Source organism: Pseudomonas sp. GW456-L13 (assembly GCF_017350115.1).
Lineage (GTDB): Bacteria > Pseudomonadota > Gammaproteobacteria > Pseudomonadales > Pseudomonadaceae > Aquipseudomonas > Aquipseudomonas jessenii.
This window is the reverse complement of sequence record NZ_JACNAS010000002.1, coordinates 585,401-601,559: the sequence shown is the minus strand read 5'-3', so window position 1 is coordinate 601,559 and position 16,159 is coordinate 585,401. Positions and strand designations below refer to the sequence as shown.

Here is a 16,159-nt window from a genome sequence, read left to right as displayed (position 1 = left end):
GCGCCGCCGTCAACATTTTCTGGAGGGGTTTATGACCGTTTCAACGACCAAGTCCATTCCCAAGATGGGGCGTGGTGCCCGCAAGAGCCTGTCCACCGATCCGACGCGGCTGGTGAGTTTTGCGCCGATGTTCGAAGGCCTGAGCATGCCGCTGGTGTGCCGTCCGGCCGTGTCCGGCGTGAGCCTGGTGGAATGGGCGACCCAGAATCGCGCGCTGATCGAAAGCAAGCTGCTGGAACACGCGGTGATCCTGTTCCGTGGCTTCCAGGTGGCTGATATCGGCGAGTTCAACCGCTGTGTCGACGGAATTTCCGGCGGTGCCCTGGAATACCTGTTCCGCGCCTCGCCACGGACCCAGATCAGCGGCCAGTTCAAGATCTACAGCTCCACCGACTACCCTGCGCCGGAGAAAATCTTCCCGCACAACGAACACTCGTACTCGCCGGTGTTCCCGCGTCACCTGTACTTCTACTGCGACACGCCGTCGACCACCGGTGGTGAAACACCCTTTGGCGATACCCGCCGGATCCTCGCGCGGATCGACCCGGCGGTGCGCGAAGAGTTTGCCCGCAAACGCATCATGTACGTGCGCAACTACGGCGACGGCATGGGCCTGCCATGGCAGACCGTGTTCCAGAGCGAGGATCGCGCCGAGGTCGAAGCCTACTGCGCCAAAATCGGTATCCAGGCCGAATGGAAGCCGGGCAATCGCCTGCGCACCCGGCAGAACGGCCCGGCCATCGTGCGCCATCCACTGACCGGCGAGCGCATCTGGTTCAACCACGGCACCTTCTTCAACGCACTGACCCTGCCGGACAGCATCCGCGACAACCTGCTGCGTGAATTCGGCCCGCAAGATTTGCCGCAAAACACCTTCTTCGGCGATGGCTCGCCGATTCCCGAGGACGTGATTCGTCACCTGCAAGGCATCTACCGCGAGGTGATGGTCGAGTTCGCCTGGGAGAAGGGCGACGTGGTCCTGCTCGACAACATCCTCAGTGTGCATGCGCGCAACGAATTCACCGGCTACAGAAAAATCCTCACGGCCATGGCCATCGCGCAGAAAAGCGCCGACCTGGAACAGGAATAAGGACACCCGACATGAACACCACCGCCCTCGAACCTTCGGTAGACGTATTCCAGACTTCGGCCCAGCAGGCCTTTTATTTGCGTGCCCAGGAGCTGGGCGCACGACCGCTGTTCGCCACGCTGACGTTGCCGGTCGCCCGGCCAGTGGACGCTCAGGCATTGCGCAGGGCACTGGAAACACTCAGTCAGCGCCATGAAATCCTGCGCACGCTGTACCGTCGTCTGCCGGGCATGAAGTGGCCGGTGCAGAGCCTGTGCGATGGGTTGCCGCTCACCCTTCCGGGTAACCAGCCTTCAGTGGCCGGTGCCTTGAGCCGCAGCCGTGAAGTCATGGTTGAAGATTCGAATCAGGCGCTGGTGGTGGCGCAGGTTGAAGACGAGGCAGGGCAGCCTTTCATCACCCTGCTGGCCCCGGCATGCAGCATCGACGAGGCATCGCTGCGGGTGCTGGCGAGTGAACTTGGCAGCCTGTTGCGTGGTGAAACCCTGGTCGACGACGAGGACGCGCTGCAATACCTGGACTACAGCGCATGGCAGGAAGAACTGCGCGAAGAGGACATCGGCCACCAGGGCGCGGCGTTCTGGCGCAACCTGCAATCGCAGTTCGTCGTGGCCCATCGCTTGCCGTTCGAAAAAGCCGTCGAAGTCACTCTGGTTCGTCGTCAGGCAACGTTGATTGACGCCCCATGGCTTGCTGGCGTGCAACAGGTCGCTGCCGAAACGGGCGCCGAGGCAGAGCAATTGGCGCTTTTGCTGTGGACCGCATTCGTTGCACGCATCGGCCACCAGGAAAAGCTGCTGATGGGCTGGCAGGTGGAGGGGCGCAACGAGCAAACCGTCGCCACCCTCGGACGCTTCGCCCGGCGTTTGCCGGTGGCCTTCGATCACCGCAGCCAGCAGACACTGGCACAAGCGTTGGTGGCGTTTGCCGCCAGCGTCGAACAGTCGCTGTCGTGGCTCGATTGCCTCAATGAATTCGAACTGAGCGCCGAAGGTACCGCGCCGCTGCGTTACGGCTTCGTCTATCAGGCCGCCATTGAAAGCGCTATCGAGGTGGACGACGGCAACCCCGAAGTCCTTCGCCTGCGTGTGCAGGGCGATCAGTTGCAGTTGTCGTGTCTTGACGGTGCGCTGCCCGAATCGATGCTGGTTGAATGGCTGGAGCAGTTTGTCGAGTTCAGTCACCAATTGCTGGGCTCGCCCGAAATGACCCTGGCTCAGGCGAATCTGGTCAATGACGCACAACTGACCCGATTGGTCGAAGGCTTCAACCCGAACGCCACCGAGCAAGCATTGCCGTTCCGCTTCCTGCAAGAACTGTTCAGCGAACAGGCGCGCCTGCATCCGCAACGCATCGCCCTGAGCGTCAACGGTCAGCGCCTGAGCTATGCCGAACTGGATGCGCGCTCCAATCAGGTGGCCAATGCCTTGCGCGGCCAAGGCGTGACACCGGATGAAATTGTTGCGGTCTACGGCCAGCGCTCCGTGGAAATGGTCATCGCCCTGTTGGGCACGCTCAAGGCTGGCGCTGCGTACTTGCCGCTGGACCCGAACTACCCGATCGAGCGTCTGGCGTTCATGCTCGCCGATACCGGCGCGCGCCATGTGCTGGCCTGCCAAACGCTGCCGGATGCATTGCCTGGTGAGCGGACAATTTCCCTGATGCCGGGGGCCGAAGTCTGGTCCGCCGCGCAAACCCGGCCTGAGCCACAAGGCGACAGCGCCAATCTGGCCTACGTCATCTACACCTCCGGTTCCACCGGAAAACCCAAGGGCGTGATGATCAGCCATGCCAACGCCGTGGCCTCGACCTTGGCGCGCAATGCCTTTTATCGCCAGCCGCTGCGCGGGTTCCTGATGCTCTCGTCGTTCTCCTTCGATAGCTCGGTGGCCGGGGTTTTCTGGGCGTTGGGGCAGGGCGCGACCCTGTGCCTGCCGGACGAAGACAGCTACAAGGATCCGGCGCAACTGGCCGAGTTGATCCAGCGCGAAGAGATTTCCCACTACCTGACCTTGCCGTCGTACCACGCACAGATTCTCGAACACCTCGACCGCCAGGCGCTGGCCTGTGTGATCGTCGCCGGCGAAGCCTGCAGCAACGCACTGGTACAGCGACATCGCGAGGCATTGCCGGGGGTGGCGCTGGTCAACGAATACGGCCCGACCGAGGGCACCGTGTGGTGTTCGGCCTGGGAGTTGCCCCTCAGCGACGATGACGACAGCATTCCCATCGGCCAACCGATTGCCGGCATGCGCATCCATGTGCTCGGTCCGGACCTGCAACCGGTGGCCGTGGGCGTCGAAGGCGAGTTGTATGTCGGCGGGGCCGGCATTGCCCGAGGTTATCTGCAACAGGCACCGCTGACGGCCGAGCGTTTTGTCCCCGACCTGTTCGCGAAGGCGGCGGGCCAGCGCCTGTACCGCACCGGCGACCTGGCGCGCTATCGCGCCGATGGCGTGCTGGAGTATCTGGGTCGGGTCGATCACCAGGTGAAAATCCGTGGCTTCCGCATTGAACTGGGCGAAATCGAGTCGGCCATGCGCAACGCGCCGGGCATCGAGGACGCCGCCGTGATTGCCCGGGAAACCCCGACCGGCCCGCAACTGCTTGGCTTCGTGGTGTCCCCGGCCGACACCGCCGACATCCGCCTCAACGAATTGCGCAGCCACTTGGCCGAGGCACTGCCCGAGCACATGCAACCGGCGCGCTTGCAGGTGCTGGAGCGCTTCCCGTTGATGCCCAACGGCAAACTCAATCGCCAGGCCTTGCTCGATCTCGATGTGCGCCGCAGCGTCTTCGTGGCGCCACGCAACGACCTGGAAAAAAACCTGGCGGCGATCTGGGCCGAAGCGCTGCACGTCGAGCGCGTCGGCGTGCATGACAACTTTTTCGAACTCGGCGGGCACTCGCTGCTGGCCACGCGCATTCGTGCGCGGATTCAGGAAGAACTGAACCTGGCGATCCCGCTCAAGCTGTTTTTCGACGGTGACACCCTGGAACGCCTGGCGGCGCAGATCGAGCAGTTCCGTCAGCACAGTGAACATAAAGAAAACGATGTAGACGCCCTTGAAGCGTTGTTCGACGAAGTGGATGAGGAACACGCGCGATGAGTGCTGCACCGGACAGAATGATGACCCTGGCCCAGCGTTTCTGCGGCTTGAGCGCGGACGCCCGGCGCGCGTTGCAACAGAAGATGCATGCCCAGGGGCTGACCCTGGAACTGCTGCCGATCCCGCCACGGGACCGCGCCGTCGACACGCTGCCGGCGTCCTACGCGCAGCAGCGCTTGTGGTTCCTCAAGCAGATGCAGCCCCAGGCCACTGCCTACAACCTGACCGGTGCCTTCCGCCTGAGCGGCGAGCTCAACCCTGAGGCGCTGGCGCAAACCCTGAGCGCGCTGGTGCAGCGTCACGAAGTGCTGCGCACCACCTTCGTTTTCGACGACCGGCAAGTGCTGCAAAAGATTCACCCACGGATGGATGCGCCGCTGCTCGAAGTCAGCGCTGGCGACGAGGCCGAACTGCAACGGCAGATCGCCCTCAACGCCGAGCAGCCGTTCGACCTGCACAGCGGTCCGTTGATGCGCTGCCGCTTGATCCGCCTCGATGCGCAGCAACATGTGCTGGTGCTGACCTTCCACCACATTGTCACCGACGGCGGTTCGCTGCCGATCCTGTTGCAGGAGTTCACCCGGCTCTATGCACAACTGAGCGCCGGGCAGACCCCGCAGCTACCGGAGCTGGGCATTCAGTACGCCGACTTCGCCCGCTGGCAGCGGCTGTGGCTGGAGGCCGGCGAGGCCGATCGCCAGCTCGATTACTGGCGCGTGCAGTTGGGCCGCGAACACCCGCCACTGAACCTGCCGACCGACCGTCGTCGCCCGGCGATCCCGAGCCTGCAGGGGGCTAGCGTCGAGCTGGAAATCCCCACTGCGTTGACTGCTCAACTGCGTGAGCTCGCCCGCCGCGAAGGCTGCACCCTGTTCATGGTGCTGATGGCAGCGTTGCAGACACTGTTGCATCGCTACAGCGGCGAGCAGGACATTCGTGTCGGCGTGCCGATTGCCAACCGCACCCGCCAGGACGTGGAAAACCTGCTGGGCTTTTTCGTCAATACCCAGGTGTTGCGCAGCCAGCCCCGGGCCGACCGGCCATTTGTGCAGTTGCTGGCCGAGATCAAGACCGCGGCACTCGGCGCACAGGTCCATCAGGACCTGCCGTTCGAGCAACTGGTCGATGGCCTGGGCGTGGAACGCAGCCTGAGCCACACGCCGCTGTTCCAGGTGATGTTCAACCACCAGCGCGACAGTGGCGGCCCGCAACGTTGGGACCTGCCGGGGCTGAGCGTCGAACCGCTGATCTGGGATGAGAAAACCACCAAGTTCGACCTGATGCTCGACACCGTCGAGGGCGACGAGGGCATCCACGCGTCGTTCGTCTACGCCACCGAGCTGTTCGACGCCTCGACCATCGAGCGTCTCGGCCGGCACTGGCTGAACCTGTTGCAGGCGATTTGCACTGACAGCACGGTTGCCTTGGCGGACCTGTCCATGCTCGACGCCTCTGAGCAGCAGGCCACCTTGCGCGACTGGAATCGCACTGCCGGGTTGAACAGCGATCAGGCGAACCTGTTGTGCGCCCATCAACTGATCGAAGCCCAGGCCGTCGCGCACCCGAACAACATCGCTGTGACCTGCGACGGCGTCACCCTCAATTACGCCGAACTGAACCGACGCGCCAACCGCATCGCCCATCGCCTGCGCGAGCGCGGTGTCGGCCCCGATGTGTTGGTGGGCATCGCCCTGGAGCGTTCGCTGGAGATGATCGTCAGCCTGCTGGCGATCCTCAAGGCCGGTGGCGCCTACGTGCCGCTGGACCCGCAATACCCGCAGGACCGCCTGGCCTACATGCTCGCCGACAGCGGCACGCGCCTGTTGCTGACCGATTCCGCGCTGTTGCCGCAGCTGCCGTTGAACGAAGGCATCGAAGTGATCTGCCTCGATCACGCCAGCGACTGGCTGCTTGAAGCCAGTGCCGACAACCTGCCGAACCTGACCGCTCCAGAGAACCTGGCCTACGTCATCTACACCTCCGGTTCCACCGGCAAACCCAAAGGCACGCTGCTGCCCCACAGCAACCTGACGCGGCTGTTCAGCGCCACCGAGCACTGGTTCGGTTTCAATGCGCAGGATGTGTGGAGCCTGTTCCACTCCTATGCCTTCGACTTTTCCGTGTGGGAAATCTTTGGCGCGTTGTTCTACGGCGGCAAGCTGGTGGTGGTGCCCCACGCGGTTAGCCGCTCCCCGGAAGACTTCGCCCGCTTGCTCAGTGATGAGGGAGTCACGGTACTCAACCAGACCCCTTCGGCCTTTCGCCAGTTGATGCCGTTCGCCTGCGCCAATGCGCCAGACATGTCCCTGCGGTATGTGGTGTTCGGTGGCGAGGCGCTGGACGTGGCCAGCCTGCGTCCGTGGTATGACGCCTTCGACGACCGGCAGCCGTTGCTGATCAATATGTACGGCATCACCGAAACCACGGTGCACGTGACTTACCGCCCGCTGTCCCGCGCCGACCTCGATGGTGCCAATAGCTCGCCGCTGGGGGAGCCGATCGGCGATCTGCGCTGGTACGTGCTCGACCCGCGCCTGAACCCGGTGGCCAAGGGCTGCGTCGGTGAGCTGTACGTCGGCGGTGCCGGCCTTGCCCGCGGTTATCACCAGCGGCCCGATCTGACCGCCACGCGGTTTGTGCCGGACCTGTTCGCCGCCGAGTCGGGCGCGCGCCTGTATCGCACCGGCGATCTGGCGCGTTATTGCGCCGATGGCAGCATCGAGTACGCCGGGCGTATCGACCATCAGGTGAAGATCCGTGGTTTCCGCATCGAACTGGGGGAAATCCAGGATCGTCTGCAAAGCCATCCGGCCATCGAGCAGGCGCTGGTCCTGGCACCGCAGGTCAATGGCAGCCCGCAATTGGTCGCGTGGTTCACCGCGAGCGGCGACGACAGCGATTTGCGCCACTCCCTGCGCGAATATTTGCAGGCCGGTTTGCCGGACTACATGGTGCCGGCGCATCTGATCAAACTCGACCAATGGCCGCTGACCGGCAACGGCAAACTGGATCGCGCTGCATTGCCCAAGCCCGACGCAACGCTGGCGCAGCAGGCCTACACGGCGCCGATGGATGAGCTGCAAACCGAGTTGGCGGCGATCTGGCAAGACGTGCTCAAGCTCGAGCGCGTAGGCATCGACGACAACTTCTTCGAACTGGGCGGCGACTCGATCATCTCGATCCAGGTGGTCAGCCGCGCGCGTCAGGCCGGGATTCGCATCACCCCGCGGGACCTGTTCCAGCACCAGACCGTGCAGAGCCTGGCGAAGGTCGCGATACGCAGCGCCGGGTTGCTCATCGACCAGGGGCCGGTGCGTGGCGAGGTGCTGCTGACGCCGATCCAGCACTGGTTCTTCGAGCAAGACATCGAGGCTCGTCACCACTGGAACCAGTCGCTGCTGCTGGAACTGCGCGAGCCGCTGGACAGTGCCAGCCTGCAACAGGCCTTGGCCGCGCTGGTAGAACATCACGACGGGTTGCGTCTGCGGTTGCGTCAGGTCGACGGCGTCTGGCAACAGGCCCAGGCCGAGCAGTGGAACAGCGCCGAGGTGCTGTGGCAGCGCCAGGCCGCCAATGCCGATGAACTGCTTGAACTGTGCAACGCCGCGCAAGCCAGCCTGAATCTGCAGGACGGCCCGCTGTTGCGTGCCTTGCTGGTGGACATGGGCGCGGCGGGCCAGCGCCTGTTGCTGGTGGTGCATCACCTGGCGGTGGACGGCGTGTCCTGGCGATTGCTGCTGGAAGATTTGCAAACCGCGTATCAACAAGCGCAGCAATCTCAACCCCTGCGTCTGCCAGCGAAAACCAGCGCCTATCAGGCCTGGGCCGCTCGCCTGCAATCCCATGCGCAAAGTGCTGTATTGGCCAGCCAAGCCAGTTACTGGCAAGACCAATACCGCGACGTACAGGTGCAACTGCCCGCCGACAACCCCCAAGGCAGCCTGGCCAGCCAGCATGCCGTGAGCGTGGAAACGCTGCTCGACAGCACATTGACCCGCCAACTGTTGCAGGACGCCCCGGCGGCTTACCGCACCCAGGTCAACGACCTGTTGCTGACGGCACTGGCGCGGGTGTTGGGCAACTGGACCGGTCAAACTTCGACGCTGGTGAAACTGGAAGGCCATGGTCGCGAAGACCTGTTCGACGACATCGACCTGACCCGCACCCTGGGCTGGTTCACCTCGATCTTCCCGGTGAAACTCACCCCAGCGGGCGATCTGGCTGCAAGCATCAAAGCGGTCAAGGAACAGCTGCGCGCCGTGCCTGACAAGGGCATCGGTTTCGGCATCCTGCGTTATCTGGCCGACGCCGGCCTTGAGGATCTGCCGTCACCGCACGTCACCTTCAACTACATGGGCCAGTTCGATGCCAGTTTCGACGAACAGGCGCCGTGGCGTCCGGCCCGGGAAAGCGGTGGCGCCGAGCAGGGCGCATCGGCCGAACTGGACCGGGGCCTGAGCATCAACGGTCAGGTGTATGCCGGGCAACTGCGCCTGAGCTGGACCTTCAGCGGTGACGTGTTCAACCCGCAGACCGTGAAACGTCTGGCCGATGCCTACGCCCTGGAGCTGCAACAGCTGATCGAACATTGCCTGAGCGGTGCCGGCGGGTTGACCCCGAGCGACGTGCCACTGGTGCGCGTCGATCAGGCGCAGCTGGATGCCTTGCCGTTGGCGGCCAGCCAGATCGAAGACATCCTGCCGTTGTCGCCGATGCAGCAGGGCATGCTGTTTCACAGCCTGTTCACCCCGGATGCCGGGGCCTACATCCCGCAGATGCGCGTGGATGTGCAGGGGCTCGACGTCGAGGCGTTCCGCGCTGCCTGGCAGCAGACGCTGCAGCGCCATGAAGTGCTGCGCGCGGCGTTCTTCAGCGAGAGCAATGGCTCGCGGCCGCTGCAAGTGATCCTGGCCGACGCCACGCTGCCGCTGACCGTGCTCGACTGGTGCGATCAACCCAAGGTTACCGAAGCGCTGGATCGCCTGGCCGAGGACGACCGTCTGCGCGGTTTCGACCTGACATTGGCACCGTTGCTGCGCCTGACCCTGGTGCAGACCGCCGATGACCGCCATCACCTGATCTTCACCAACCACCACATCCTGCTGGACGGCTGGAGCACTTCGCAGTTGTTCGGCGAAGTGCTGCAGCGGTATTGCGGAATCATGCCGGCGCCGAGTGTTGGCGGTTATCGCGATTACATGACTTGGCTGGGCACCCGCGATCGCGCCGCGTGCGAAGCGTTCTGGCTGGAGCAATTGCAGTCGTTCACCGAACCGACGCGACTGGCCGGCGCCTTGCCGGGGCCGGTTGCCGGGCAGGGCGATGCTCATCGCACCCTGCACCTGAGCCTGGACCGCGCGGCCACCGAGCGCCTGAGCGGGTTCGCCCGTCAGACCCGAGTCACGCCCAACACGGTGCTGCAAGCGGCGTGGCTGTTGCTGTTGCAGCGCTACACCGGGCAGCAAACAGTGGCGTTCGGCGCCACGGTGTCGGGGCGTCCAAGCGAATTGCAAGGCATCGAGCAGCAGATCGGTCTGTTCATCAACACCTTGCCGGTGATCGCCACACCGCACCCGGAGCGCACGGTCAGCCAATGGATCGATGAAGTCCAGGCGCTCAACCTCAAGTTGCGCGAAGTCGAATACACACCTCTGGCGGATGTGCAGCGTTGGGCCGGTCACTCTGGCGAGGCGCTGTTCGACACGCTGCTGGTGTTCGAAAACTACCCGGTGGCCCAGGCGCTGGAGGAGGGCAATGCCAGCGCGCTGAAGTTCTCCGGCATCAGCAACCACGACCAGACCAGCTTCCCCTTGGCCATTGCCGCCGAGCTGGGTGAATGCCTGGATTTGCGTTTCAACTACGACACGGCGCTGTTCAGCGCAGAGGCTATCGAAGGTCTGAGCACACGTCTGCTGGCATTGCTCGATGCCATGGTCAGTGCGCCGCAGCAGCCATTGGGGCGCTTGAACCTGCTCGATGCCGCACAAACGGCGCAGCAGATCGAGGGTTTCAACCGCACCGCGCAGGCCTGGCCGGATGTGCGTCCGGTTTACCAGTGCTTCGAAGCCCAGGTGCAGCAAACCCCAGAGGCTCCGGCCCTGGTGTTTGCCGGCCAGACCCTCAGCTATCGCGAACTCAATCAACAGGCCAACCGGCTGGCGCACTACCTGCGCAGCCAGGGCGTCGGCGCCGAAGTGCTGGTGGGCATTGCCGCCGAGCGTTCGCTGGAACTGGTGATCGGCCTGCTGGCGATCATGAAGGCCGGTGGCGCCTACGTGCCGCTGGACCCGGACTACCCGCGCGAACGCCTGGAGCACATGTTCGACGACAGCGGCGTACACCTGCTGCTGACCCAGCGTCATTTGCTTGAGCAGTTGCCGATTCCGCCCGCCACCACGGCGATTTGTCTCGATGACATGGCCGGTTTGCTGGACGGCCTGGGCAACGAAAACCTGCCCTGTGTGGTCGAGCTGCAATCGCTGGCCTACATGATCTACACCTCCGGCTCCACCGGCAAACCCAAGGGCGCGGCCAACCACCATGAGGCCTTGTACAACCGCTTGGCGTGGATGCAGGGCGCGTACCCACTGGACGGGCGCGACACCGTATTGCAGAAAACCCCGTTCAGTTTCGACGTGTCGGTCTGGGAGTTTTTCTGGCCATTGATGACCGGCGCACGCCTGGCCGTGGCCGAGCCGGGTGCCCATCGCGATCCGGCGCAACTGGTCAGCCTGATCGAGCAGTACCAGGTCAGCACCCTGCATTTCGTGCCGTCGATGCTGCAGGCGTTCGTTCAGGGCGAAGGCTTCGAACGTTGCGCCAGCCTGCGGCAGATCATGTGCAGCGGCGAAGCCCTGTCGGCGGACTTGCAGCAGAGCCTGTTCCGCGTGCTGCCCAACGTTGGCCTGTACAACCTGTACGGCCCGACCGAAGCGGCCATCGACGTGACCCACTGGACTTGTGTCGACGACGGCGGCTTCAACGTGCCGATCGGTCAGCCGATTGCCAACCTGGTGACCTACATCCTCGACGACAGTCTGCAACCGCAAGTGCAAGGTTGTGTGGGTGAGCTGTATCTGGGCGGCATCGGCCTGGCCCGTGGTTATCACAACCGTCCGGAGCTGACCGCTGAACGCTTCGTTGCCAGCCCGTTCGGTGAGCAGGGCGAGCGCCTGTACCGCACCGGCGACCTGGCGCGTTACCGCGCGGACGGCGTGATCGAATACGTCGGGCGCATCGACCATCAAGTGAAGATCCGCGGCTTGCGCATCGAGCTGGGGGAAATCGAAGCCTGCCTGCTGGAGCATCCATCGGTGCGCGAGGCCGTGGTGATCGCCCTCGACGTTGGCAAGTCCAAGCAATTGGTGTCTTACGTCACAGGTCCTGTTGCCGTTGATCCACTCAAACAACACCTGCGCAACGCACTGCCCGAGCACATGCAGCCGAGCCACGTGCTGTTGCTCGATCAGTTTCCGGTAACGCCCAACGGCAAGCTCGACCGCCGCGCATTGCCGCAACCGGACCTGCAAGTGCGCGAATACGTTGCGCCGCGCAGTGCCGTGGAAGCGACGCTGCAAGCCGTGTGGCAGGCGTTGTTCGAAGTGCCGCAGATTGGCATGCACGACAACTTCTTCGAACTGGGCGGCGATTCAATCGTCTCGATCCAGGCTGTCAGTCGCGCACGCAAGGCCGGGTTGAGCATTTCGCCCAAAGATGTGTTCAGCCATCCGACCATCGCCGAACTGGCCGCGGTCGCTCAACCGCTCACGGCAGATCAAGCCGTACAGACGGTGTTTGCACCGACCGCGAACATCGAACTGAGTGACGCGCAGTATCAGGCGCTGGAACTGACAGCGGACGAAGTCGAGGATGTTTATCCGCTGTCGCCGATGCAGCAGGGCATGCTGTTCCACTCGGTGCAGGACGGCGACTCGGGGCTGTACGTCAATCAGATCGAAGTGGGTGTGCGCGGCGTCGACGGTGCGCGTTTCCGTGCAGCCTGGGCGGATGCTGCCCAACGTCACGGGATTCTGCGCACCGCATTCCTCTGGGAAGGCGACAAGGAACCGCTGCAAGTGGTGCTGCGTGACGCGCCGTCACTGCTCACTGAATTGGACTGGCGCGGGCTCGATGATCAGCCTGAGCGCGTCCGCCAACTGGCCCTCGAGGAGCGCGAACGCGGCTTCTCGTTGAACCGCGCGCCGCTGTTGCGCCTATTGCTGGTGCGCCTGGAAGACGACCGCTATCGCCTGATCTGGACCTACCACCACATCCTCATGGATGGCTGGAGCGTGTCGCGCCTGATCGGTGAAGTGCTGCGCCATTACAGCGGCGAGGAGCACGAGCCGGTGGCCGCCTATCGCGACTACATCGACTGGCTCGGCCAGCAAGTCGCCGAGGCCAGCGAGGCGTTCTGGAAAGACAAACTCAGTAACCTCGAAGGCGCCACGCACCTGGCCCGCGCACTGCCGGTCAAGGCGCCGCAAACCGGTTATCACGCGATCTATACGCACCTGAGCGCCGGGGAGACCGCGGGTTTGCAGGCCTTTGCCCAGCAACAGCAAGTGACCCTCAACACCCTGGTGCAAGCCGCGTGGCTGTTGCTGTTGCAGCGCTACACCGGCCAGCGCACGGTGACGTTCGGCGCCACGGTGTCCGGGCGCCCGGAAACACTCAACGGCTCGGAGAACATGCTCGGGCTGTTCATCAACACCTTGCCGGTGGTCAACACGGTGCCGACCGAAGCCAGCGTCGGCGACTGGCTGCGGGAGATCCAGGCCTTCAACCTCGACATCCGCGACTTCCAGCAAACCCCGCTCAGTGATATTCAGCGCTGGGCCGGGCAGGGCGGGCAGTCGTTGTTCGACAGCATCATCGTGTTCGAAAACCAGCCGGTGGACCGTACCCTTCGCGAGTGGAACGGCGATTCCCTGCGCTTCGAGGACGTCTCCGATTTCGGCCTGACCAGCTTCGCCATGGACCTGATGGTCAGCCTCGACGAGGGGCTGCGCATCGAGTACATGCACCAGCGCGATCAGTTCGATCTGGCCACCGTGGAAATCCTGCGCAGCCACATGGAAAGCCTGATGCAGCGCTTGTGCGACGACGCCGGGCGCGCCGTTGGTGAGCTGGGCCTGCTGACCCAGGACGAAGGCCGGGCGCTGGACGGCGAACTGCCGGTGGTGGCTGAGGGTGACGAGACGCCGGTGCACGAACTGATCCGTCAGCGTGCGCGACTGCAACCGGATCACACGGCGCTGGTGCTCAGTTATGCCGATCGCGACGCCGAGCAGTTGAGTTATGCCGAGCTTGACCATCGCTCCGATGCCCTGGCAGTGCATCTGCTGGAGCAAGGCGTGCAGGCCGAAGATGTGATCGGTGTGTTCATGGAGCGCTCGCTGGAGCTGGTGGTGTCGCTGCTGGCGGTGATGAAGTGCGGTGCGGCCTACGTGCCGCTGGACCCGCAATACCCGCAGGAACGCCTGCGCTACATGATGGCCGACAGCGACATGCGCTTGTTGCTGACCCAGGAGCGTCTGTGCGATAGCGCGCAACTCAATCCGGGCACGGCGATGGTCGCAGTGGATCGCTTGAACCTCGACGTCGATGTTGCGGTGCCATCGAGTTCCGTGCACGCCGGGCAACTTGCCTACCTGATCTACACCTCGGGCTCCACCGGCAAGCCGAAAAGCGTCGCCGTCGCCCACGGGCCTTTGAGCATGCACGTGCAAGCCATCGCCGAGCTATACGAGATGGACCCGGACAATCGCGAGCTGCATTTCATGTCGTTCGCCTTCGACGGCGCCCATGAACGCTGGATCACCGCGCTGATCAGCGGCTCGACCCTGGTGATCCGCGATAACACCTTGTGGACCGCCGAACAGACCCTGGCCGTGCTGCACCGCCAGCGCATTAGCGTCGCCTGCTTCCCGCCGGCCTATCTGCTGCAACTGGCCGAACACGCCGAATTGCAGGGCGGTGATCCACCACCGGTGCGCATCTATTGCTTCGGTGGCGATGCGGTGCCGGACGCCACCTTCGAGCGGGTCAAGCACACACTCAAGCCGCAGTTCCTGGTCAACGGCTATGGGCCGACGGAAACCGTGGTCACGCCGCTGCTGTGGAAAATCGCCGCCGACGGCCACTGCCAGGCGATGTATGCGCCGATTGGCCAACGTGTCGGCAGCCGCAGCCTGCACGTACTGGACATGGACCTCAACCCGCTGCCGGTGGGCATGGTCGGCGAGCTGTACATCGGCGGACGGGGTGTCGCGCGTGGCTACCATCGTCACCCGTGGCAGAGCGCCGAGCGCTTCGTTGCCGATCCGTTCAGCACCGAAGGCGGGCGCCTGTACCGCACCGGCGACCTGGTGCGCCGTCGCGAGGATGGCGTGTTCGATTACGTCGGGCGTATCGACCACCAGGTCAAGGTGCGCGGCTTCCGCATCGAACTGGGTGAAATCGAAGCCCGCCTGCGCGAGCAGGCAGGGGTCAATGATGCGCTGGTGGTGGTGCGTGACAACGGTCAGGGGCCGCAATTGGTGGGCTATGTGGTGGCGGCGCAAGACGATGGCCTCGGCCCGCGTTGCCAGGCGGCATTGCGCGAGAGCCTGCCCGACTACATGGTGCCGACCCAGGTCGTGGTGCTGCCGCGTTTCCCGTTGACCCCCAACGGCAAGCTCGACCGCAAGGCCTTGCCGGACCCGGCCTTCACCGGCCGTGACTACGTGGCGCCGCGCACGCCTCTGGAATGGGCGCTGGCGGATATCTGGCAACAGGTGCTGGGCATCGAGAAGGTTGGCATTACCGACAACTTCTTCGAGTTGGGCGGCGATTCGCTGCGCACCCTCAAGGTGATCTCGAAAGTGCGCGCCCTGAACGAGCCGGGCTTCCAGCTCAAGCTGCGGGACATGATGGCCAAGCCGACGATTGCCGGGTTGTCCGGTGTCGATGAACAGCCGCTGCGACAGAGTCCGCAACCGCTGTTGCTGCTAAACCAGGTGGTGAATGATCAGCCGCCGCTGTTCTGCCTGCACGCCGGTTTCGGCACGGTGTTCGACTACGAGCCGTTGGCCCGGCGCCTGGATGGCGAGCGCACGGTGTACGGCGTGCAATGCCGGATGCTGCTCGACCGGCAGTGGCACGACAGCTCGCTTTCGCAGATGGCCCAAGATTACGTCGAGGCGATCCGCGCCCGGCAACCCCAGGGGCCGTACCACGTGCTGGGCTGGTCGCTGGGCGGGGCGTTGGCGTTGATGGTGAGTGACTTGTTCGAACAGCAGGGCCAGCGAGTGGCGTTTGTCGGCCTGGTGGACAGCTTTGTGCCGACCCAGGTCAATGCCGTCGCCAGCCCGGATGAGTGGCGCACGGATCTGGCCGAGTTCCTCGGTGCAACCTTGGGCATGGATGGCGAGGTGATTGCCCGGGTGTTGAGTACCGAGTCGACGGGGGACCACGAGGCAGTGGCGCGGATCATTCGTGCGGTGATCGACAGCGAAAGCGATCAGGCCAGCGGCTACGCGCTGCTCGGTGCCGATGAGCTGGCCCAGACGTTCATGGTCAGCACGCGGATGAAGGCGCTGTCGCGACAGGTCGAGACCTTGCCGATTCCGCAGGCCGAGCTGCATTGCTGGTGGGCCGATGGCAACCCGACGGCCGAACGCGCGACCCTGGAGCGTCAGCAACCACGGCTGAGCAAGGTGCAAACGGTAACGGCCGGCCACTTCGATATCCTGCAGCAGGAGGAGTGCCTGGACGCCGTGGTGGCTGCGCTTGGCCGGGAGGTGGTGGCGCAGGTCTAAACCGTTCATTCGTGGTCAGGCCCACTTACCTGTGGCGAGGGGGCTTGCCCCCGTTCGGCTGCGAAGCAGTCGCAATCCCGAACAACGCGGTATGTCTGACTAATCTCAAACGCTGGTTCTGGGGCCGCTTCGCGACCCAACGGGGGCAAGCCCCCTCG

Annotated in this window: 3 protein-coding genes and 2 pseudogenes; all 5 read left to right on the top strand. The window is 64.1% G+C overall.

Annotated elements, in window-relative coordinates; translation table 11 throughout:
* The first annotated feature begins 31 nt into the window (after positions 1-31).
* The 5 genes and pseudogenes from J4D25_RS16790 to J4D25_RS27360 all read left to right on the top strand — a co-directional run bounded on the left by J4D25_RS16790 (position 32) and on the right by J4D25_RS27360 (position 16,001).
* Positions 32-1,090 (top strand): TauD/TfdA family dioxygenase, encoded by a 1,059-nt coding sequence (locus tag J4D25_RS16790; RefSeq protein WP_057713934.1) that lies wholly within the window; start codon positions 32-34, stop codon positions 1,088-1,090.
* A gap of 11 nt (positions 1,091-1,101) precedes the next feature.
* Complete coding sequence (locus tag J4D25_RS16785; RefSeq protein ID WP_057713935.1) at positions 1,102-4,200, top strand: non-ribosomal peptide synthetase; 3,099 nt, start codon at positions 1,102-1,104, stop codon at positions 4,198-4,200.
* A pseudogene (locus J4D25_RS27370) lies at positions 4,197-5,606 on the top strand (condensation domain-containing protein); the annotation flags it as partial. The gene J4D25_RS16785 and the pseudogene J4D25_RS27370, both read left to right, overlap by 4 nt.
* 33 nt (positions 5,607-5,639) lie before the next feature.
* Positions 5,640-11,681, top strand: a pseudogene (locus tag J4D25_RS27365) (amino acid adenylation domain-containing protein); the annotation flags it as partial.
* Between the two features lie 135 nt (positions 11,682-11,816).
* Complete coding sequence (locus J4D25_RS27360) at positions 11,817-16,001, top strand: amino acid adenylation domain-containing protein (RefSeq protein WP_373423042.1); 4,185 nt, start codon at positions 11,817-11,819, stop codon at positions 15,999-16,001.
* The last annotated feature ends 158 nt before the right edge of the window (positions 16,002-16,159 follow it).